20 protein-coding genes are annotated in these 20,564 nt (G+C 70.7%); 12 read left to right on the top strand and 8 right to left on the bottom strand.

Annotated features, from left to right (window positions below):
- Nucleotides 1–6: 6 nt before the first annotated feature.
- Entirely contained in the window at nt 7–678 is a 672-nt protein-coding gene (locus tag P0L94_17545) for a TrkA family potassium uptake protein (protein WES64256.1), read from the bottom strand.
- Nucleotides 671–2,122, bottom strand: coding sequence for a potassium transporter TrkG (locus tag P0L94_17550; protein ID WES64257.1), 1,452 nt, complete (start codon nt 2,120–2,122; stop codon nt 671–673). Before P0L94_17550 ends, P0L94_17545 begins: the two co-directional genes overlap by 8 nt.
- A 70-nt stretch (nt 2,123–2,192) precedes the next feature.
- Between P0L94_17550 and P0L94_17555 the strand changes: the two genes are divergently transcribed.
- Nucleotides 2,193–2,600, top strand: a complete 408-nt coding sequence (locus tag P0L94_17555) for a metalloregulator ArsR/SmtB family transcription factor (protein WES64258.1) — start codon at nt 2,193–2,195, stop codon at nt 2,598–2,600.
- 19 nt (nt 2,601–2,619) lie between these two features.
- On the opposite strand, the gene P0L94_17560 is transcribed toward P0L94_17555, so the two are convergent.
- Nucleotides 2,620–3,132: a hypothetical protein gene (locus P0L94_17560; protein WES64259.1), complete on the bottom strand. Its 513-nt coding sequence runs from the start codon at nt 3,130–3,132 to the stop codon at nt 2,620–2,622.
- A 163-nt stretch (nt 3,133–3,295) separates the two neighbouring features.
- On the opposite strand from P0L94_17560, the gene P0L94_17565 reads away from it, so the two are divergent.
- Nucleotides 3,296–3,487, top strand: coding sequence for a helix-turn-helix domain-containing protein (locus tag P0L94_17565; protein WES64260.1), 192 nt, complete (start codon nt 3,296–3,298; stop codon nt 3,485–3,487).
- An 82-nt stretch (nt 3,488–3,569) separates the two neighbouring features.
- Complete coding sequence (locus tag P0L94_17570) at nt 3,570–3,668, top strand: AURKAIP1/COX24 domain-containing protein (protein ID WES64261.1); 99 nt, start codon at nt 3,570–3,572, stop codon at nt 3,666–3,668.
- 70 nt (nt 3,669–3,738) lie between these two features.
- On the opposite strand, the gene P0L94_17575 is transcribed toward P0L94_17570, so the two are convergent.
- Nucleotides 3,739–4,932, bottom strand: a complete 1,194-nt coding sequence (locus P0L94_17575) for a mechanosensitive ion channel (protein WES64262.1) — start codon at nt 4,930–4,932, stop codon at nt 3,739–3,741.
- A 92-nt stretch (nt 4,933–5,024) separates the two neighbouring features.
- On the opposite strand from P0L94_17575, the gene P0L94_17580 reads away from it, so the two are divergent.
- On the top strand, nt 5,025–5,276 hold the full coding sequence (locus P0L94_17580) for a glutaredoxin family protein (GenBank protein WES64263.1): 252 nt from the start codon (nt 5,025–5,027) through the stop codon (nt 5,274–5,276).
- Between the two features lie 22 nt (nt 5,277–5,298).
- Here P0L94_17580 and P0L94_17585 read toward each other — a convergent pair whose 3' ends face one another.
- Entirely contained in the window at nt 5,299–5,805 is a 507-nt protein-coding gene (locus P0L94_17585) for a GNAT family N-acetyltransferase (GenBank protein WES64264.1), read from the bottom strand.
- 33 nt (nt 5,806–5,838) lie between these two features.
- Nucleotides 5,839–7,182, bottom strand: a complete 1,344-nt coding sequence (aspS, locus tag P0L94_17590; protein ID WES64265.1) for an aspartate--tRNA(Asn) ligase — start codon at nt 7,180–7,182, stop codon at nt 5,839–5,841.
- Nucleotides 7,183–7,421: 239 nt separating this feature from the next.
- Between aspS and P0L94_17595 the strand changes: the two genes are divergently transcribed.
- The 6 genes from P0L94_17595 to ccsB are packed head-to-tail and all read left to right on the top strand — an operon-like array spanning nt 7,422 to nt 13,728.
- A complete protein-coding gene (locus P0L94_17595; GenBank protein WES64266.1) occupies nt 7,422–8,762 on the top strand; it encodes a DUF368 domain-containing protein in 1,341 nt (446 codons plus the stop codon).
- A 9-nt stretch (nt 8,763–8,771) separates the two neighbouring features.
- On the top strand, nt 8,772–9,401 hold the full coding sequence (locus tag P0L94_17600) for a histidine phosphatase family protein (protein WES64267.1): 630 nt from the start codon (nt 8,772–8,774) through the stop codon (nt 9,399–9,401).
- Entirely contained in the window at nt 9,398–10,015 is a 618-nt protein-coding gene (locus tag P0L94_17605) for a TlpA disulfide reductase family protein (GenBank protein ID WES64268.1), read from the top strand. Before P0L94_17600 ends, P0L94_17605 begins: the two co-directional genes overlap by 4 nt.
- Nucleotides 10,012–10,926 carry a cytochrome c biogenesis CcdA family protein gene (locus P0L94_17610; protein WES64269.1) on the top strand — a complete coding sequence of 305 codons (915 nt, stop codon included), beginning with the start codon at nt 10,012–10,014 and terminating at the stop codon, nt 10,924–10,926. Before P0L94_17605 ends, P0L94_17610 begins: the two co-directional genes overlap by 4 nt.
- On the top strand, nt 10,907–12,682 hold the full coding sequence (locus tag P0L94_17615; GenBank protein WES64270.1) for a cytochrome c biogenesis protein ResB: 1,776 nt from the start codon (nt 10,907–10,909) through the stop codon (nt 12,680–12,682). The genes P0L94_17610 and P0L94_17615 overlap by 20 nt, the downstream gene beginning before the upstream one ends.
- A gap of 5 nt (nt 12,683–12,687) precedes the next feature.
- Nucleotides 12,688–13,728 carry a c-type cytochrome biogenesis protein CcsB gene (ccsB, locus tag P0L94_17620; protein WES64271.1) on the top strand — a complete coding sequence of 347 codons (1,041 nt, stop codon included), beginning with the start codon at nt 12,688–12,690 and terminating at the stop codon, nt 13,726–13,728.
- Between the two features lie 74 nt (nt 13,729–13,802).
- On the opposite strand, the gene P0L94_17625 is transcribed toward ccsB, so the two are convergent.
- Nucleotides 13,803–15,986 carry a YhgE/Pip domain-containing protein gene (locus P0L94_17625; protein ID WES64272.1) on the bottom strand — a complete coding sequence of 728 codons (2,184 nt, stop codon included), beginning with the start codon at nt 15,984–15,986 and terminating at the stop codon, nt 13,803–13,805.
- On the bottom strand, nt 15,983–18,829 hold the full coding sequence (locus tag P0L94_17630; protein ID WES64273.1) for an MMPL family transporter: 2,847 nt from the start codon (nt 18,827–18,829) through the stop codon (nt 15,983–15,985). Before P0L94_17630 ends, P0L94_17625 begins: the two co-directional genes overlap by 4 nt.
- 129 nt (nt 18,830–18,958) lie before the next feature.
- Here P0L94_17630 and P0L94_17635 point away from each other — a divergent pair, with 129 nt between their 5' ends.
- Nucleotides 18,959–19,600 carry a helix-turn-helix domain containing protein gene (locus P0L94_17635; GenBank protein ID WES64274.1) on the top strand — a complete coding sequence of 214 codons (642 nt, stop codon included), beginning with the start codon at nt 18,959–18,961 and terminating at the stop codon, nt 19,598–19,600.
- 67 nt (nt 19,601–19,667) lie between these two features.
- A complete protein-coding gene (locus tag P0L94_17640) occupies nt 19,668–20,564 on the top strand; it encodes an oxygenase MpaB family protein (protein WES64275.1) in 897 nt (298 codons plus the stop codon).

The following is a 20,564-nucleotide window of genomic DNA, read 5'->3' on the forward strand; positions in this document are numbered from 1 at the left end:
GGCCGATCAGCGGTCGAGGGCGGCGAAGCGCTCGATGTCGGAGTTCGTCCCCGAGACGATGATGAGATCGTGGTTGGTCACGACGGTGTTCGCCTCCGCGTAGCGGAAGGGCTTGCCCGGGCTCTTCACGCCCACGACCGTGACGGAGTACTTCGTGCGCACGCCCGACTCGTTCAGGCCCACGCCGCGGATGAACTTCGGCGGGTACATCTTCGCCAGCACGAAGTCGTCGTCGAAGCGGATGAAGTCCAGCATCCGGCCGCTCACGAGGTGGGCGACGCGCTCGCCGGCCTCGCGCTCGGGGTAGATGACGTGGTTGGCGCCGACGCGAGCGAGGATCTTGCCGTGCGACTGCGAGACCGCCTTCGCCCAGATCTGCGGCACCTTCAGATCCACGAGGTTCGCGGTGATCAGGACGGATGCCTCGATCGACGAGCCGACGGCCACGACGGCGACCTGGAAGTCCTGCGCGCCGATCTGCTTGAGCGCGTCGATGTTGCGCGCGTCCGCCTGGACGGTGTGGGTCACCCGTTCGGACCACTTCTGGACGAGATCCATGCTCTCGTCGATGGCGAGGACCTCGCGGTCGAGTCGGTCGAGCTCCCCCGCACACGCGGCCCCGAACCGGCCCAGCCCGATGACGAGGACGGGGGCGTCGCTGCGGATGCGCTCAACCAACGATCGGCCTTTCGACGGGCAGCGAGTAATGCTGCGAACGGGACGTCGCGGCCACGGCCGCGGCGAGTGTCACTGTACCAACGCGGCCCATGAAGATCGTGACGGCCATCACGTAGACCGCCGGATCGGGCAGCGCCTCGGTGAGGCCCGTCGACAGGCCCACCGTGCCGAACGCCGAAATGACGTCGAACAGCACGTCGGCGACCGGCGCCTTCGTGATCTGCGCGACGGTGATGGTCGCCACCGCCACGATCGTCGCGCCCCACGCGAGAACCGAGATCGCCACGCGCTGGACGTCGCTGGGGATGCGGCGCCGGAACGCCTGGACCGATGCGCGGCCCTGAGCCTCGGACCACACCGCGAGCGCGAGCACCGCCAGCGTCGTCACCTTGATGCCGCCGGCGGTCGACGCCGAGCCGCCGCCGACGAACATCAGCATCGAGCCGACGATGAGGCTCGACCCGTAGAGCTCTCCCACGTCGACCACGGCGAAACCGCCCGAGCGGGTCATGGCGGACAGGAAGAACGCCTGGAACGTCGTATCCGCTGCGTCCATCGACCCGAACGTGCCGGGGTTGTCGAACTCCAGGGCGAGGAACGCGCCCGCGCCGGCGAAGAACAGCGCCATCGTCGTGATGAGGGTCAGCTTGGTGTGCAGCGACCAGCGGCTGATGTGCCACACGTGACGCGACAGGGCGTAGATCACCGGGAATCCGATGCTGCCGAGGAACACGGCGACCATCAGCACCGTGAGCAGGAAATAGTCGTCGGCGAAGGGCGCGAGGCCACCGGGGTTCGGCGTGAACCCGGTGTTGGTGAAGGCCATCGCGGCGTAGAACGGCGCCTCCCACAGGGCGTTCAGCGGCGTGATGCCCGCCATCACGAGCGCCGGATACAGCGCGATCGCGATGGCGCCTTCGATGACGAGGGTCGACAGCGCCACGGTGCGCAGCAGTTGGCCGACCTCGCCGAGGCGGACCGTCTGGCCCTCGTTGACGGGCCCGCCGTGCACGCGCAGCGGGTTGGAGTCGCCCGCCGCGATGAGCTTGGCGCGAAGGCCCAGCCGGCGCGAGATCGCCATGCCCAGGATCGACGCGAGCGTCAGCACGCCCATGCCGCCGATGTTCACGCCGATGAAGATGATCGTCTTGCCCACCGCCGACCAGTGCGTGGCGGTGTCGACGGTCACCAGGCCCGTGACGCAGATCGTCGACATCGCCGTGAACAGCGCATCGGCGAGCGGGGTCACCTTGTTGTCGGCGGCGGCGATCGGCAGCGACAGCAGGGCGGTGAACAGCAGGACCAGGGAGCCGAAGACGACGATGGCGAATCGCGCGGGCGACGACGTGGCGAAGTCGCGGACGAACTCCATGACGGCCTTGCCTGCGGCCTTGCCTGCGGCCCGGCGCGGGTGTGATGCCGCCGAGGATGCACCCGTCGCCATCCACGTCCTCCCGGTCGCTTGGAATCCGGGCCTCATGGTACTCCGGCGAGCGCCCGACTACTCTGAGCCTATGGCGGACATCTTCGACGTGATCGCGGACGGCACGCGCCGCGACATTCTTCGACTGCTCCTCGATCGCGCCTCCGCCGGGGATGGTGGTACGAGCGTCTCGCATATCGTGCAGGAACTCGGCACGAGCCAGCCCACGGTCTCGAAGCATCTGAAGGTGCTGCGCGAGGCGCACCTGGTGACGGTGCGCGAGGAGGGCCAGCACCGCTACTACAGTCTCGACGCCGCTCCGCTGGACACGGTCGACGACTGGCTGGTGCCGTTCCTCGACGCCGCCCCGCAGGAGGCCGAGAGCACCGCGCCGGCGCTGCCGGGCTCGGCGGTGCGCGCCGCCGACGCGGTCGGCCGGGCGGCGGCATCCACCAGGTACGCCCTGGGGAACGCGCTGAAGAAGCTGCCCGGCCGCTGATCGCAGCCCACCGGAGAGATCAGGCGTCCGGCGTGGATTCGGGTGTCGACTCCTCGCTTCCGTCGTCGTCGCCGTCGTCGTGCCCCGGACCCTGGCGGTCGCCGTCCTGATCGCCGAACTGGCCGCCTCCGGGTGCAGGGCGATCGCCGTCGGTGCCGAAGCCGGGTCCGCCCGGTCCGCGCTCGCCGACGACCTGATAGCCGTCGTGTCCGTCGCCCACGCCGAGGCCGACCGCGACACCGCCGCCGAAGGCGAGGCCGAGGGCGACGATCCCGCCGGCGGCGATCCCGCCGATGACCCAGCCCCGCCTGCGCGGTCGCGGGGCGGTCGCGGTGCCGGATGCCGGTGGAACGGCGCTCGCCGCGTGCGCGTCGTCGAGGGGTCGCGTCTCGGCGACGTCCTCGGACCCCGGAGCGGGCGCGGCTGCCGCGTCGGCGTCCGCGGCGGGCGCCGAGGCGTCGGAGGGGACATAGGGCTCGGGTGTGTACGGCGTCTCCGCAGCGTCGCGGGCGTCCTTGTCTGAGTCGGTCATGCAGTCAGGATCCTCCGCGGAGCTTTCCCGCTCGTGTGTCGCGGTGATGAGTCGGCTGGGAGATCCGCTCGATTTCCCACCGTTCACATGAGCCACACGGGTTTACATGCGTCGCCTGAGCGGCCTAGAGTGTGGGACAGCACAATTCGGGAAGGGGATGACGATGGCCGAGCTGCCCGATGTTCGCTTCCTGACCGTGGCCGAGGTCGCGGAACTCATGCGCGTGTCGAAGATGACGGTCTACCGTCTCGTGCATTCCGGCGAGCTGCCGGCGGTGCGATTCGGACGCAGCTACCGCGTGCCCGAATCGGCCGTCACCGAGGCTCTGCGCAGGCCTATTGCGGATGTCGGCTAGACTGGTCCGAGGCATTTTTCGCAACTGCCCGTTCCCGGACGCGTAACACACCGTCCAGACCCCTGACTTAGCGAGGTTTTCCGTGGGTTCTGTCATCAAGAAGCGCCGCAAGCGCATGGCGAAGAAGAAGCACCGCAAGCTGCTTCGCAAGACTCGCCACCAGCGCCGCAACAAGAAGTAAGCGGCACCAGACACCAAGCGCCTGTCCATTTCGGACGGGCGCTTCGTGTTCGCGGGACGGTGTCCGCTCGTCAGCCGTCGCCGTCGCCCCCGTCGCCGCTGCCCTCGCCGAGGTTGCCGGAGACCTCGACGACGTTGTGGGCCTGCGTGAACTGACGGTGCCGTTCCTCGGCCTCGGCCGAGCCGCTGAACATGCCCTCGTGCGGCGCGGCCTCGCGCGGACGCCTGTTCTCGTCGGCGGAGTCCATCATCACGCGCTGCACCGGCAGCGCGTAGGGTGCCTCGGACTGCACGAACTCGATCAGCTCCTCGCGCACGATGCAGCGCAGATCCCACAGCTTCCCCGAGTCGGGGGCGCTGATGAGGATGCGCACCTGGACGAGTCCACCGGTGGCATCCGTCGCCTGCACCACCTGCGTGCGACCGTCCCACAGCTCTGTCTCGCTGAGGATCTTCGCCAGCCGCTCTCGGATGCGCCCGATGGGCACGCGCCAGTCGACGTCGAGTTCGACCGTGCCCAGCACCTCGGCGCCGTTGCGCGTCCAGTTCTGGAACGGTTTCGTCGTGAAGTAGGTGCAGGGGAGCACGAGCTTGCGCTGATCCCAGATGTCGACGACGACGTAGCTGAGGGTGATCTCGCCGACGCGACCCCACTCGCCCTCGACCACCACGACGTCGTCGACGCGCAGGGCGTCGCTGAAGACCAGCTGCACGCCGGCGAACATGTTCGACAGTGTCGACTGGGCGGCCAGGCCCGCGACGATCGATGCGATCCCGGCGGACGCCAGCAGGGAAGCGCCGATCGTCTGTACGGCCGGGAAGCTCAGCAGTGCGGACGCGACGACGATGATGATGATGAGCGCGATCGCGAGGCGCCGCAGGATCATCACCTGGGTGTGGATCTTGCGCGCGGAGCTGTTGTCCTCGACGTCGACGCGGAACCGCTGCAGCATCAGGTCGGTGCCGAACATCACCAGCGCGATCAGCAGCCACGCGAGCACGGCCATCGCGAGGATCGCGAGCATGTGGGTGACGAACGGGCGGCCCCAGTCCTCCTCGGGGTAGGCGATCGCCACGGCGACCCAGACCCCGATCATGAGCACGAACCAGCGGAACGGCCGCCGCGCGCGCCGCGCGAGCTCGTCCGGCCAGCCGTACTTCCGCGCGAAGAAGCGGATGACGTACGTGATGACGATCATCACGGCCAGGGCGACGCCCAGGCTGATCGCCGAGACGATGATGAAACTCAGCCAGTCATCCCACACGGTGTCCCCTCTCGGTCTCTGCGGCTCAGAGGCATTGGACGCCCAAGCCTGGTCGAGGCGGGGGAGTGGATGCAAATGCCTAGGATGACTCTGTGACGACTCTCACCTTGATCGGCAAGGACGGCTGCCACCTGTGCGACGTGGCGCGCGAGGTCATCGAGACCGTCGTGATGGATCTGCCCGAGGACGCCGTCGAGATCGAGGAGCTGTCGATCCTCGAGGATCCGGCCCTCTACGAGCAGTGGTGGGAGAAGATCCCGGTCGTGCTCGTCGACGGCGAGCTCCACGCGCACTGGCGCGTGTCGCCCGAGAGGCTGCGTGCGGCACTGGAGGCCGCGGAATAGCTCGCCGACCCGCTGCGATCGCTCAGCGTCCGGTGCGTCCCGCCGGCTCGCCGCCGTCGATGAGCGGAAGCCACATGACGCCCAGCTCGAAGTCGGGCGCGAGGGCGACCGTGCGCTCGAGCTCGGCGCCCATCGTGGCGTAGAAGCCGATCGACATCGGATCCGACACGATCCGCATCCGGTCCCGACCGCTCGTGCGCGCACGGGCGACCGCGTGATCCCACATGCGTCGTCCGAGCCCGCCGCCGATCGCCTCGGGCTCGAGGAACATGTAGGTCAGGTCCATGCCGTCCTCGATCGGCTTCAGACCGTAGTAGCCGACGGGCGTGCCGTCGCCCGACGCGAGGACCCACGTGTCGTTGTCCCGGATGTAGGCGGCCGTGATCGCGTCCTCGGCGGTCATCCGGGCGATGAGGTCCGGGTGGTTCTCGGGATGGCCCCAATGGCCGAGGGATCTGAGCGTGAGCGCCCAGAGCGCATCGGCTTCCGCGGGTTCGGCGGGTCGGAAGTCCAGGTCGGCGGCGGTCATGGTGTCCTCCTCCGCCGACACCCTAGCGACCGGTCAGGGCGCGAGGCGAGTGGGTCCCCGGAACAGGTACGTGACCTCGCGGATCGACGACTCGCCCAGCAGAAGCATCAGCAGGCGCGCGAGGCCCATGCCGAAGCCGCCGTGCGGCGCGACGCCGAAGCGGAAGAAGTCGAGGTAGTGCTCGAGCCCCTCGAGCTCGAGGCCCTTCTCCTTCGCCTGCGCCTCGAGCACCTCGATGCGGTGCTCGCGCTGCGCGCCGGTGGTGATCTCGGTGCCGCGGTAGAGCAGGTCGTAGCTCTTGGTCATCCCGGTCTCGGCGTTGCGCATGTGATAGAACGGCCGGATCTCGGGGTGGTAGTCCGTGATGAACACGAAGTCGTGCCCGTAGGTCTCCTTGACGTGCGCGCAGATCTGGCGCTCGCCCTCGGGGTCGAGGTCGCCGTCCGTGCGGGGGATCTTGTAGCCGCGCGCCTCGACGATCTCGTGGGCCTCGGCCAGCGGGATGCGCGGGAACGGCAGGGCGGGCACCTCGACGGTGAGCCCGAACAGCTCTTCGATCTCGTCGCCGTGCTTCTCCTTGACGGCGGCGACGGCCGTGGCCAGGAGCTCCTCCTGCATGGCCGCGACATCCTCGTGCGAGTCGATCCAGCTGATCTCGGCGTCGATCGAGGTGAACTCCGTCGCGTGACGGCTCGTGAACGACGGGTCAGCGCGGAAGGCGTCGGCGATCTCGAACACCTTGCCGAAGCCGGCGGCCTGGGCCATCTGCTTGAAGTGCTGCGGACTCTGCGCCAGGTAGGCCGTCTGGTCGCCGAAGTACTCGAGCTGGAACAGTTCGGCACGCGACTCCGACGGGCTCGACATGAGCTTGGGCGTGTGGATCTCGATGTAGTCGCGCTCGACCCAGTAGGTGCGCATCGCGTGCTCGAGCGTCGTCTGCACGCGGAAGATCAGGTTGTTGCGGCGCTGGCGCAGGTCCAGGAAGCGCCAGTCCATGCGCTTGTCCATGTGGCTGTCGGCCGCGATGGGCGTCTCGGGGAGCGCCTCGGCGGCGACGTCGAGCGACCCGATCTTGATCTCGACCCCGCCGAGCTTGACGCGCTCGTCGTGCTTGAGCGCACCGTGCACGGTCAGGAATGTGCCGTGCGTCATCGCCGAGATGGTCTCGGTGAGCGCCAGGGCCGCGCGCTGCTCGTCGGTGGCGTCGTCGCCGACCTCGCGGGTCGCGGGGTTGACCAGCTGGACGGCGCCGGTCTCGTCCCGCAGGATGACGAACTGCACCTTCTTCTGATCGCGGACCGTCTCGACCCATCCGGAGACGGAGACCGGACCGTCGGCGAGACCCTGCAGCTGGTTGACGAGGACGCGTTCACTCACGGGGGACTAGTCTACGTGGCCCGCAAACGCCTTCCGGCACGCCGAGGCTCCCCGGCATCGGCCGCAGGCAGAAACGCCGGTGTGCAGAACTCCACGGATCCGAGCCTGTGCGCGGCGCTGCGGGCGCTGAGGCGACGGCTCGGCGGGGGATCCGTGGAGTTCTGTGCACGGGGCCGCGGCCGTCCCGGCGCAGGGGCGCCGCACCGGCCGCACAGCCTCCACCGCGTACCCTCGGAGTCATGACGACGCCCGCCACGACGCCGCCTCGCACGTCCGCCACCCTGCTGCGCGCGATTCCGACGTTCCTGCTCAACGCTCTCCGCGGCGCGCTGATCGGCATGGCCGAGCTGCTGCCGGGCATCTCCGGCGGCACGATCGCGCTGATCACGGGCGTCTACGAGCGGCTCATCGACTCGGCGTCGGCGGTCGTGTCGGCGTTCAAGCGGCTGCTTTTCGGCCCCGATCGCCGGGCCGGCTTCGGCGAGGAGATCCGCCGCGTCGAGTGGATGCTGATCGTCCCGGTGATCGTCGGCATGGGGGCGATGGTCCTCACCCTCGCGGGCATGATCGAGTCGCTGGTCTCCGACAACGCCGAGATGGCGCGCGGACTGTTCTTCGGTCTGGTCGCGGCGAGCATCATGGTCCCGCTGCAGCTCATCCCGCGGGCCCGCCGCAGTGTGGGCGCGCGCGTGGGCGGCGCCGTCGTGTTCGTGATCGCCGCCGTCGCCGCATTCTTCTCGGTGGAGTTCGCCGCGGGTGCGATCGAGGTGGAGCCGCCGCTGTGGGTCGTGTTCTTCGCGGCGATGGTCGCGGTGTGCGCGCTCGTGCTGCCGGGTGTCTCGGGCTCGTTCTTCCTGCTGGCGATCGGCCTGTACTCGCCGACCCTCATCGCCGTCGACGAACGGGATCTCGCCTACCTGGGGGTCTTCGCGGCTGGAGCCCTCGTGGGCCTGGTCACGATCGTCCGGGTCATGAAGTGGATGCTCGACCACCACCGCCGGCTCACGCTGATCGCGATGGCGGGTCTGATGCTCGGATCGCTGCGCGCCCTGTGGCCGTGGCAGACGCTGCCGGCCGGAGAGGATCACGGCGTGGGCACGCTCACCGCACCGTACGACCCGATCTCCGGGCCCGTCGTCATGGCCGTCGTCGGCGCGGCGCTCGTCGTCGGGCTCGTCGCCGTCGAGCGGCGACTGCAGCGCCAGGGCGCTCCCATCCACGTGATCGCCGAGGACCCCGCGCCGTTCGGCGAGGATGCGCAGCCGGCAGCCCCTGCCCCTCTGGCGGAGGCCGCGGGCGCCTCCGCCCTTCCGGCGGAGGCCGCGGACGCCCCTGCCCCTCTGGCGGAGGTCGCGGACGCCCCTGCCCCTCGGGCGGAGGCCGCGGACGCCCCTGCCCCTCCGGCGGAGGCCGCAGACGCCCCTGCCCCTCGCGCGGACGCCCCTGCCTTTCCGGCGGAGGCCGCAGACGCCCCCGCCCCTCCGGCGGCTCGCGAACCCGAGCAGCCCGCCGACCCGGCGAAACCGACCACGCGGGCCGAGCTGCGACGCTCAGCCCGAGCACAGAACCCGCGCACGTAGACTGTTCGGGTGCCCGCCGATCGCCTTCATCTCGTTCGCCACGGCGAGGTGCACAACCCCGAGCGCGTGCTGTACGGACGCCTCCCCGGCTACCGGCTGAGCGAGGACGGCCGCCGCATGGCGCGCCAGGCCGCCGACTACGTCCAGTCGCTCGAGCGCCCGGTGAGTGCCCTCGTGTGCTCGCCCCTGCAGCGGACGCAGGAGTCGGCCGAGCCCTTCACCGAACTGTTCGGCCTCGAGCCCCGCATCGACGAGCGCGTCATCGAGCCCACCAACGTCTTCGAGGGGCGCCGCATGAAGCGCGCGCTCATGAACCCGTGGAACTGGCGGCACCTGCGCCGCCCCTCGCGGCCCAGCTGGGGCGAGCCGTACGCCGCGGTGATCGCGCGCATGGACGCCGCGATGTCCGAAGCGTGGGACTCCGTGCCCTCGGGTGACGTCGTCATCGTGTCGCACCAGCTGCCGATCTGGATTACCCATCTCGCGGTGGCGGGTCTGCCCGGCAAGCACGATCCCCGCCACCGCCGCTGTGCGCTGTCGAGCGTGACCAGCTTCGAGCGGGTCGACGGCGGGTGGCGCGAATACGGTTACGCCGAGCCGGCCACGACGACCGGCTCCATCGATGTCGGAGCAGTATGACGTTCCTCGCCCGCCGCGGCCGCGCCGCCGCATCCGCTCTCGCCGCTCTGACCCTCACCGCGGTCATCGCCGGCTGCTCGGCCGACCCGCTCGCCGAGCAGTACCGCGCCGGTGACAACAAGGGCTTCATCGCCGCCGACGGCTTCCGCGTGGTCGAGGTCCCGGAGGATGAGCGCGGCGAGCCGGTCGAGTTCAGCGGAGTCCTCGACACCGGCGACGCCGTGTCGAGCGACGAGTACGCCGGCGACGTCGTGGTGGTGAACTTCTGGTACGCCGCGTGCGCGCCGTGCCGCGTCGAGGCGCCCGAGCTCGCCGCCGCCGCCGCGGAGTTCGCCGACGAGCAGGTGTCCTTCCTCGGCGTGAACATCTACGACGGCGCCGACGCCTCGCTCGCGTTCGCCGAGACCTACGGCATCGAGTACCCCAGCGCGCTGGCGACCGAGGACGGCTCGATCAAGCTCGCCTTCGCCGACGTCACGCCGCTGAACGCCGTGCCGACCACGGTCGTGCTCGACGCCGAGGGCCGGGTCGCGGCGCGCTTCATCGGTGCCGTGACCGGCGAGTCGTACTCGATCCTCACGACCGTCGTGGACGATCTGCTGGACGAGTCGTGAACCCGGTCGACGCCGTCGCGGGCGGATCCCTGCTGATCGCGATCCCCATCGCGATCCTCGCCGGGCTCATCTCGTTCCTGTCGCCGTGCGTGCTGCCCCTCGTCCCGGGCTATCTCGGCTTCATCGGGGGAGCGGTCGCCCCGCGGCCGGTGCCGGCGGGCGCGGTATCCGCGATTCGGACGAGCGCGCGCACCTCGCAGTCCGAGAGTCGGACGAACCCCCAGAGTCCGGATGCGGCGGCCGACGGCATCCGGGACGGCGCTGATCCTCCGAATCCCGGACCGCGGGAGCACGGGGACGCGACGCTCGCCCGGGCGGAGGCCCCGGCTCCCACGCGCGGCCGGCTGCTGCTGGGCGTGGTGCTGTTCATCGCGGGCTTCACGGCGGTCTTCATGGCGGTCGCGATGCTCGGGGGCACCCTGGGCCGGTTCCTGCTGCAGTACGCCGACCCGATCACGCGCGTGCTCGGTGTCGTCATCATCGCCCTCGGCCTGGTGTTCATCGGGGTCTTCGGCGTCGCGCAGCGCACCGTGCGCCCGCAGGTGCGCCAGCGCGCCGGGCTGATCGGCGCGCCGCTGCTGGGCGTCGCGCTCGGCATCGGCTGGACGCCGTGCATCGGACCGACCCTGGCCGTCATCCTCGGGATGTCCTTCGACCAGGCCTCGGCCGGCCGCGGCGCCCTGCTGGGCCTGGCGTACTCGCTCGGCCTCGGCATCCCGTTCATCCTCATCACGCTCGGCTTCGGCTGGGCGACCCGCTCGGTCGGGTTCCTGCGCCGCCACATCCGCCTGGTCAACCTCATCGGCGGCGCCCTGCTGATCGCGCTCGGCGTGCTGATGGTCACGGGCGTGTGGACGGCGATCATGTCGCAGCTGCAGGGGGTGTTCGCCAGTGTCCCGCTCCCGCTCTGACGAGACCGAGACCGCCCAGGACGACGGCACGGAGTCGCTGCCGCTGCGCCCGCGCGACCACGCCGAGGGGACGGATGCCGCTCCCGCGCCGTCGTCCGACATCGCCCAGCCCTCGCTCGGAATCGCCGGCTGGGGCCGATGGGGCTGGCGTCAGCTCACGTCGATGCGCACGGCGCTCGTCCTGCTGCTGCTGCTCGCGATCGCGGCGATCCCGGGTTCACTCGTGCCGCAGCGCAGCGCCGACCCCAACGGCGTCACCCAGTACTACGCCGACAACCCCGACCTCGCGCCGATCCTGGACGGTCTCCAGCTGTTCGACGTCTACACGTCGGTGTGGTTCTCGGCGATCTACATCCTGCTGTTCATCTCGCTCATCGGGTGCGTCATCCCCCGCACGCAGCACCACCTCAAGGCGCTGCGCTCACGTCCGCCGCGGACGCCCGCGCGCCTGGCGCGCCTGGACGCCTATCGCTCGGTCGAGCACGAGTTCGCGGACGACGCCGAGGCGGCCGCCGCCGCGGGCGAGGCGGTCGACCGGGCCCAGAGGCAGCTGCGCTCATCCGGCTACCGCGTCGAGCGCTACGACGGCCGCGGCGCCTTCTCGGTCTCGGCCGAGCGCGGGTATGCGCGCGAGACCGGCAACCTCGTCTTCCACACCGCCCTGATCGGCGTGCTGATCTCGGTCGGCATCGGCGGCGGCCTCACCTACACCGGCCAGACGGTCATCATCGAGGGCCGCACGTTCGTCAACTCGCTGCTGGACTACACCTCGTTCAACCCGGGGCGCTTCGTCGACGAGGAGCAGCTGGCGCCGTACTCGCTGACACTCGACGAGTTCACGCTGACGTACCAGCCGGCGGGCGAAGTGGGCGCCGGCCAGGCCGGCGACTTCGTCGCGCACCTGACGACGCAGGTCCCCGGCGAGGAGCCGCAGACGGGCGAGGTGCGCGTCAACCACCCGCTCGACATGCTCGGCGACCGCGTGTACCTCATGGGCAACGGGTACGCCCCGACGGTGACGGTCCGCGACCCCGACGGGGACGTCGTGTACTCCGAGGCGGTGCCGTTCCTTCCGCAGGACTCGAACATGACCTCGCTCGGCGTCATCAAGATCCCCGACGGCCTGAGCGAGCAGCTGGGCCTCGTGGGCTTCTTCTACCCGACGCAGGTGCCGCTGCAGTCCGGCGCGTTCACGTCGGGCTATCCCGATCTGATCCTGCCGGTGCTGTCGCTGAACGTCTTCTCGGGCGACCTGGGCATCAACGAGGGCATCCCGCGTTCGGTCTACGCGCTCGACACCAGCGAGATGGAGCGCCTCACCGGCGGCGACACCGGTGTCGAGTCGATCCAGCTCGCGCCCGGCGAGACCGCGGACCTGCCCGGCGGCTACGGCACCGTGACCTTCGAGGACGACTCCCCGGCCGGGGCCACCGGCTACGAGGAGTCCGTGAAGCGGTACGTGTCGCTGTCCATCCACCGGGACGCCGCGGCCGCGTGGGTGCTGGTGTTCGCGATCATCGCGCTCGCCGGTCTCGTGACGGCCCTGTTCGTCCCCCGCCGTCGCATGTGGGTGAAGGCCGCCGTCACCGGCAGCACGCTGCGCGTGGAGTACGCCGGGCTCGCGCGCGGCGAGGACCCCGCACTCGACGACGCGGTCGACCAGTTCGCCCGCGTGCACGCCGAAGCGACCCGGACCGCCGGCGACGCCGCGGCGGCATCCCGCACCCCCGACCCGATGGACGCGAAAGTAGACTGACACGCATGCCGGAATCCGCTCTGACGATCGACTCTGTCTCGGTGCTGCTGGTCTGGACCGCGATCGGGATCTACGCCCTCGCGTTCGTCGCCTACGCCGTCGACCTCGCCAGCCGCGGGGCGACCGCCGTCGACCGCAAGGACGCGAAGGTCCGCGAGCGCGAACTCGTCGCAGCGGGCGGCGTCGGGCACATCGAGCGGATGCGGGCCGAGGAGCGTGCCGCCGGCGAAGCGGTCGAGGCGAGGCCGTCCGCCCGTCCGCGGTTCGTGTGGGCGCGGATCGGCACGTCGCTGACCACGCTCGCCTTCCTCTTCCACGTCGCCGGTGACGTCACGCGCGGCATCGCGGGCGGACGCGTGCCGTGGTCGAACATGTACGAGTTCTCGCTCACGGGGACCATGCTGATCGTGGCGGTGTACCTCGCGGTGCTGATCCGCTACGACCTGCGGTTCCTGGGCTCGTTCATCACCGGGCTCACCGTGCTGCTCCTCGGCGGCGCGACGCTGGCCTTCTACGTCGAGGTCGTGCCGCTGGCCGACCCGCTCAAGAGCGTCTGGCTCGTCATCCACGTGTTCGTCGCGTCGCTGGCGACCGCGCTGTTCGCCCTGGCCTTCGGCCTGTCGGTGCTGCAGCTGATGCAGAGCCGCCGTGAGCGCCGTGTCATCGCCGCCGCCGCGGCTGTCTCCGACGCCCCCGCCAAGACCGGCCCTCGCTTCCTGCGCACGCTTCCCAGCGCCGATGCGCTGGAGTCGCTCGCGTACCGCTTCGCGATCATCGGATTCATCTTCTGGACCTTCACGCTCATCGCCGGCTCGATCTGGGCCAACGACGCGTGGGGACGGTACTGGGGCTTCGACACGAAGGAAGTGTGGACCTTCGTCATCTGGGTCCTCTACGCCGGCTACATCCACGCGCGCGCGACGCGCGGCTGGCGCGGTGCCCGCTCGGCGTGGCTGTCGATCATCGGCTTCGGCGCCGTGATCTTCAACTTCACGATCGTGAACATGTTCTTCAAGGGGCTCCACGCCTACTCGGGCCTGAGCTGACCCATCGCTCCCGGGAACGCAGTTCGGCCCGGGCCGCGGTCCGGGCGCCCCGGGCACCCGGACCACGGCATCGGTCAGGCGGGGGCGGACGCCAGGAGCCTGCGGGCCGACACGGTGCGTCGGCGTGTGACCGCGACGATCGTGACCGCGAGGGCGAGCAGCGCCCACACCACCAGCCCGACGATCCCCGCCGTGACGCCGCCCGCCGCGGTGAGCGCGCCGATCATGGCGTTGTACGCCGGAGCGGTCGGCATGAGCGACGCGATCGAGGTGAGCACCCCCGGCACGGTCGAGACGATGCCGGTGGCCACCGCCAGCACGCCGACGAGCGCGGAGACACCGTGCCCCGCAGCGCCGAACACCGCCACGAGCGCCTGGTTCACGGCCGCGAACGCGACGCCGGCGACGACGCACACCAGCGCGAACACCCACCAGTCGCCCCAGTCGTACTGGGCGGCCAGCTGCACGACGCCCGCCACGAGCACGCCCTGGATGGCGCCGAGCGCCACGGCGGGCGCGAGGGCGCGGAGGGCGAGCGTCGGCGACGACATCCGCGAGGCGAGGGTGCGCCCGGAGACGGCCTGCAGGGCGACGAAGCTCGCGAGGCCCCCGAACCACAGGGCGAGCATCGCCAGCAGCGGGATCGCCGACATGCCGAACAGGCTCGAGCCGACGCCGTCGGCGGCGACCGGGTTCGACACGACGGTGGCGGTGTCGGCCGCCTCCTCGTCGGTGTAGGTCGGGATCTCGTCGACGGCCGTGTGCAGTCCGTCGGCCAGCTCGCCGGTGCCATCGGCGAGCAGGACCATGCCGTCGGCGAGGTCGCCCGCGCCCGCGGCCGCATCCGATGCGCCCGCCGACCACGACGAGGCTCCCGAGGACCACGTCGAGACGCCGGCGGCCGTCTGATCGGCGCCGTCCGCCCACGAGCGGGCGCCTGCGGCCCACGTCGCGGTGCCCGAGCCGAGGTCCGCCGCGCCGTCCGACAGCGACGACATGCCGACGGCCAGCTGGCCGACGCCTGCGGCGGCGTCGTCCGCGCCGTCGGCGAGATCGCTCATGCCGCCGGCGATGCTGTTCAGCCCGCCGATGAGGGGGCCGGTGCCGTCGGCGATCCCGTGGGCGGCCTCGGCGATCGTGTCGGCGTTCTCGAGCACTCCGGTCACCGCCGGCAGCGCGCCGTCGACCTGCGCCGAGACCTGCGCGACCGCATCGCAGAGCTCCTGCGTACCGCCCTCGGCGAGGCAGTCAGCCGACAGCTGGGCGAGCTGTTCGGCCGCCGCGGAGACGTTCGCCGAGATCGCGTCGCTGTTCTCGGCGATCTGGTCGAGCCGGTCGAGGGCGTCCGCGGGGATCTCGGGGATCATCGACGTGATCCCGTCGCTGAGCTGCTGTGTGCCGTCGGCGAGGTCGCGTGCGCCCGCGGCCCACTCCTGCAGGCCGGCCGCCGACGCCGCAGTGCCCGACGAGAGCTGTGCGGCGCCCGAGGCGATGCCGTCGGCGCCCGAGGCGATGCCGTCGGCGCCGTCGGCGAGTTCGCGCGCGCCGCCGGCGAGCTGCCCGACGCCGGATGAGATGTCACCCGCGCCGCCGGCGAGCCCGTTCGCGCCGGTCGACAGCTGCGCGACGCCGTCGGCGAGGGACACCGTCCCGTCTGCCGCCCCGCGCGTTCCGTCGGCGAGCTCGCTGGCTCCGTCGGCGGCGGTGCCGAGCTCGTCACCGAGCGTGGTGAAGCCGAGCAGGACGTTCTCGAGGTACGCCTGCGAGAGCTGCTCGCCGAGGACGGATGCCGCCGTCTGCGCGATCTGCGCCGTGATGGCGTCGTCGACGATGAGGCTGTCCGGCGGCGTCGTGACCTCGATGATCGCCTGCTCGGGAGTCTCGCCCGGCATCGTCGACGTCGCGGCCGCCGAGAAGTTCGACGGGATCGTCACGACGGCGGCGTAGTCGCCGTCCGCGAGACCCTCCGAGGCGTCCTCGGCGTTGGTGATGGTCCACGTCAGGTTGGAGTCGACCTCGTCGGAGCCGCCGACGAGACCGGCCGTGAGCTGCCGGCCGAGGGGCACCATCTGACCGTCGATCGTGACCGGGTCGTCGTCGTTCACGATCGCGGCGTTGATGCTTTCGAGACGCTCGGTGGGGTTGTACAGCGCGGCGATGAGCAGTCCGCCGATGATGACGGGCAGCAGCACCACGCCGATGATCGTCAGCCACGTGATGGGCTTGCGCGTGCGCGCGCGTTCGATGGGGAGGGTCATGCGGTCACCTCGGTGGCGGGGGAGACGGAAGCGGAGCGGGCGTGCAATTCGAGCGACTGCACGTCGGGTCGGTGGGCGTCGGCGAGGAACGCCAGGGCGGGCCCGTCAGCGCGGCTCGTCGCCACGACGGTCAGCGCGAGCGCTTCGCCGGTGCGCCGGGAGCGCAGCGTGCGGGCGGCGTCGCGCACGAGCGCCGCCGCCTGGTCGCGCTCGTGGGCGTCGAGCGTGTCGATGCCGTCGATCACGACGGTGCGGGTGCGTCCGGCCAGCGCGGCGCGCACCTCGCGCACGGGGTCGTCGGCATCCGCCAGCATCGCGATGCCGACATGGGCGCGCACCCAGGCGCCGCGTCCGGGAAGCAGATGACCCGCGACGCGCAGCCGGCCCTCGGTGGGCGCCAATCGTCCGCCGACCGTGAGGGCGAACGCCCGGGTGGCGCGCGCCTCGCCGGTGACCAGCAGCGTGCCGCCCTCCTCGACGCGCGCTGCGACGCCGTCGAACAGGGTCACCTCGCCGGCGCTGCGGCCGGCATCCGCGCGCACCGCCAGCTCTTCGGCGGCGATGACGGCTCGGGTGTCGGGCTCGGGCCAGTCGGCGAGCGCGCGCTCGCGCTCGACAGCCTCGCCCTCGATGTCGAAGTGGGGGAGCATGCGGTCCAGCCAGCGCGGCATCCACCACGCCTTCTCGCCGAGCAGGGCCATGACGGCGGGCACGAGCGTCATGCGGACGATGAACGCGTCCACCGCGATGCCGACCGCCAGGCCGAGCGCGATGGGCTTGATCGACGAATCGCCTTCGGGCACGAAGGCCGCGAACACGGCGAACATGATGACGGCGGCGGCGGTGACCACGCGCGCCGACGCGGTGAAGCCCGAGCGGATGGCGCCGATCGCGGTGTCGCGGACGTGACGGCCGCCGCGTGCGCGGTCGGCGTGGACGAAGTCCTCGCGCATGCGCGAGACCAGGAACACCTCGTAGTCCATCGCCAGGCCGAACAGCACGCCCATGAGGATGATCGGCATGAAGCTGATGACGGGTCCGGTGCGGGCCACGTGCAGGGCGTCGGCGAACCAGCCCCACTCGAACACGGCCGCCACGACGCCGAACGATGCGAGCACCGACAGCAGATAGCCGGCAGCCGCCTTCAGGGGCACCCACACCGAACGGAACACCATCATCAGCAGGACGAGCGACAGGCCGACGACGAACAGGCCGAAGGGGATCAGCGCGGCTCCCAGCCGGTCGGAGATGTCGATGCCGACGGCCGTGAAGCCGGTGACCTTCAGATCGACGCCGTATTCGTCCAGCAGCCTGTCGTGCTCGGCGCGGAGGGCCCGCACGAGGTCGGCGGTGGCCGGGTCGTCCGGCGCGGTCTCGGGGACGATCTGGATGAGCCCGGTGTCTGCGGTCTCGTTGGGGGTCGAGAGGGCGACCTCCTTGACCCCGGGCACCTTCTCGATCTCCTCGGCGAGGTCGTTCATGAGTCCGAGGGGGTCGGTCGACGTCACGATCGTGCCGGTCATGATCAGCGGGCCGTTTGATCCCGGTCCGAAGTGCTCGGCGGTGAGGTCGTAGGCCTGACGCGCCTGGCTCGTCTCGGGCTGAACGCCCGCGTTCGGCAGGGCGAGTGTGAGGCTGGCGGCCGGGATGGCGGCGACGCCGAGCCCGACGACCACCGCGATCGTCGTGATGAGCGGATGCCGCGTCACGAGCATGACCCAGCGGTTGGGGCGGAGGGCCGGCGTCGCGCCGGCGGCCTGATCGGCGGGGGCGGCATCCGCCTTCCTCCGGCGTCCGATGCGGATGCCGCGGGCGGGCTTCCAGCCGGCGACGCGGCCCTTGGCGAACCCGAGGAGCGCGGGCGTCAGGGTCACGGCGACGAGGACGGCGATCGCGACCGCGACGGCCGCGGCGATGCCCATCGTCGTCAGGAACGGGATGCCGGCGAAGCCCAGGCCGACCAGCGCGATCAGCACGGTGACGCCGGCGAACACCACGGCCGACCCGGCGGTGCCCGTCGCCCGCGCTGCGGACTCGGCGGGTTCGACGCCGTGACGCACCTGGTCCTGATGCCGCGCGACGATGAAGAGGGCGTAGTCGATGCCGACGGCGAGCCCCAGCATGATCGCGAGCATCGGGGTCGTCGACGACACCGACGCGAACGCGGTCGCCACGAAGATGAGGGCGATCGCGAGGCCCACGCCGATGATCGCGCTGACCAGCGGGAACCAAGCCACCACGAGTGAGCGGAACGTCACGATCAGCACGAACAGCGCGATGAGGACGCCGACGGCCTCGATGAGCGACAGCGCGGGGACGTCCGTCGAGAACAGGTCGCCCCCCATGGCGGCCTGCGCACCGTCGGGCAGCTCGGCGAGCAGCTCCGCCGAGACGCCCTGCAGCATCTCCTTCGTCTCGTCCGAGACCTCGGTGGCCTGTCCCTCGAACTGCAGCTGGACGATCGCGGCGGACTCGTCGTCGGCGACGAGACCCGAGACGAGGTCGCCGAACGGGTCGGTGACGGCGATGACGCCGTCGAGGTCCTCGAGAGTCGCGACCGTGTCGCCGATGGCGGAGGCGTACGGCTCGTCGATGATGACGTCGCCTTCTGCGGCGACCACGACCATCTGGGCGCTCGTGCCGCTGGCCTGCGGGAACGTGCGCTCGAGCATCTGGATGCCCTCCTGCGCCTCGGTGCCGGGGATCGAGAAGGCGTTGTCGGTGCCCTTCATGAACAGCAGCGCGCCGCCGCCGGCGAGCATCAGCAGCAGGAGCCAGCTGATCAGCACCCGCCAGGGGCGGTGATACGTCCAGCGTCCAAGGGAGTACAGCAGGGTGGACAACAGCGCCTCCGGGCTCTCTGGATCAGGATTTCGATACAGCGCTGTATCGGATACGTGTGTGTATCGTATGGCGTATCTGCCGACCGAAACTGAGTAGTGCGTGTGAGGATGGCGGAGAGGGGAGATCTCATGACCGGCACCGTCGCGACGCCGACGCCGACGCCTCGGCGAGAGGCGACCCGCCGCAAGCTCCTCGACGCGGCCGCGCAGGTCTTCGCCGAAGTCGGGCTGGACGCCGCCTCGGTCGAGGCGGTGTGCGAGCGTGCAGGCTTCACCCGCGGCGCCTTCTACTCGAATTTCGAGACGAAGGAGGAGCTGTTCCTCGAGCTGGCCGGCCGGGTCGCCCGTGCCCGCGTCGCCGCCGTCCGAGAGCGCATCGGCGACCTCGAGGGCGAAGCGGACTTCGCCTCGGTGCCCGCGAACGCCCTCGACATCCTCCAGCGCATCCTCGACGTCTCGTTCGACGACCGCGTCGGCGTGCTTCTCATGAGCGAGATCCGCAATCACGCCCTTCGCAGTCCCGACCTCGCGCAGGCGTATCTGGCGCAGGAGGACGAGCTGAGCGACAGCGTCGCGCAGATCATGGCCGAGATCGCCGACGCGCGCGGGCTCACCTTCCGGCTCCCGGTCGCCGAGGCCGCCTCTCTCATGCTCACGGTCTGGGAGCGCGCCGCCGTCCGGGCTGTCATGGCGGGCGTGGATCAGGCGGAGGTCCGCCGCCGCACGAACCACGAGCTGGCCTCGGCGGCGCAGCTGCTCATCGAAGCGTGAGGGGCCGCCGCAGCGGATCTTTCCATTAAGTTAATCCCGATTCTGTATTTCGGCTAGGATGCCGGGCATGAGCGGAATCGATGGAGATGTCCTGGAAGAGTCCGCGCCCGGCGCGGACACGGCGAAGGCGCGTGCGCGGCGGGAACTCGATGCGATGGACACGAGCGCGCTGCGCGCGGCCGTCAACTGGTTCGTGCTGCTGGGCGGCACGTCCAACGTCATCATGCAGCTGGCGATGCAGCCCGTCGGGTACGGCGTCATGGAGAGCAAGGTCACCGAGGGGAGCCTGTTCGGCAACCCGAAGCGGCGTGCGCGCACGACGATGGGCTACATCGCGATCGCCATGCTCGGCGGTGCCGAGGAGCGGGCGGCGTACCGTGCGGCGACGAATCGCTCGCATGCGCGCGTGAAGTCCGAACCCGGCGACAAGGTGCCGTACAAGGCCTTCGACCCGGCGCTGCAGAAGTGGGTCGCGGCGTGCCTGTACATGGGTGCCGAGTCGGCGTACACGCTGCAGAACGGGCCGCTCGAGGGCGCGTTCGCCGAGGAGTTCTACCGTCAGGGGATGGTTTTCGGCACGACGCTGCAGATGCCCGCCGACGCGTGGCCGGAGTCGCGCGAAGCGTTCGGCGAGTACTGGGACAAGACCCTCGACGAGCTCGTCATCGACGACGCCGTGCGCGAGTACCTGATGCGCATCATCCGCCTCGAGTACCTCGGCCGCGACATCCCGGCGTGGCTGCTGCGCATCCGGCGCCGCACGGTCGCCGGGCATCTGCCGCCGTTGTTCCGCGACATGATGGGCATGACCTGGACCGACGAGGACCAGCGGGCGCTCGAGAAGTCGAACCGGCGCGTGGCCGCCGTCCAGAGAATCACGCCGCGCTACCTGCGCGAGCTGCCGATTCGCCGGAACCTGCGTGACGTCCAGCGCCGGCTCGCGAAGGGCGTTCCGCTGTTCTGA

Origin of the sequence: Microbacter sp. GSS18, from assembly GCA_029319145.1 — a bacterium.
In the GTDB taxonomy this organism is placed as follows: domain Bacteria; phylum Actinomycetota; class Actinomycetes; order Actinomycetales; family Microbacteriaceae; genus Microbacterium.

Bases quoted from the DNA above. Each gene is read 5' to 3' on its own strand.
- P0L94_17635 (WES64274.1), top strand. From the start codon at position 18,959: ATGACCGGCACCGTCGCGACGCCGACGCCGACGCCTCGGCGAGAGGCG.
- P0L94_17640 (WES64275.1), top strand. From the start codon at position 19,668: ATGAGCGGAATCGATGGAGATGTCCTGGAAGAGTCCGCGCCCGGCGCG.
- P0L94_17625 (WES64272.1), bottom strand. From the start codon at position 15,986: ATGACCCTCCCCATCGAACGCGCGCGCACGCGCAAGCCCATCACGTGG.
- P0L94_17585 (WES64264.1), bottom strand. From the start codon at position 5,805: ATGACCGCCGCCGACCTGGACTTCCGACCCGCCGAACCCGCGGAAGCC.
- P0L94_17555 (WES64258.1), top strand. From the start codon at position 2,193: ATGGCGGACATCTTCGACGTGATCGCGGACGGCACGCGCCGCGACATT.
- P0L94_17560 (WES64259.1), bottom strand. From the start codon at position 3,132: ATGACCGACTCAGACAAGGACGCCCGCGACGCTGCGGAGACGCCGTAC.
- ccsB (WES64271.1), top strand. From the start codon at position 12,688: ATGCCGGAATCCGCTCTGACGATCGACTCTGTCTCGGTGCTGCTGGTC.
- P0L94_17550 (WES64257.1), bottom strand. From the start codon at position 2,122: ATGGCGACGGGTGCATCCTCGGCGGCATCACACCCGCGCCGGGCCGCA.
- P0L94_17605 (WES64268.1), top strand. From the start codon at position 9,398: ATGACGTTCCTCGCCCGCCGCGGCCGCGCCGCCGCATCCGCTCTCGCC.
- P0L94_17565 (WES64260.1), top strand. From the start codon at position 3,296: ATGGCCGAGCTGCCCGATGTTCGCTTCCTGACCGTGGCCGAGGTCGCG.
- P0L94_17595 (WES64266.1), top strand. From the start codon at position 7,422: ATGACGACGCCCGCCACGACGCCGCCTCGCACGTCCGCCACCCTGCTG.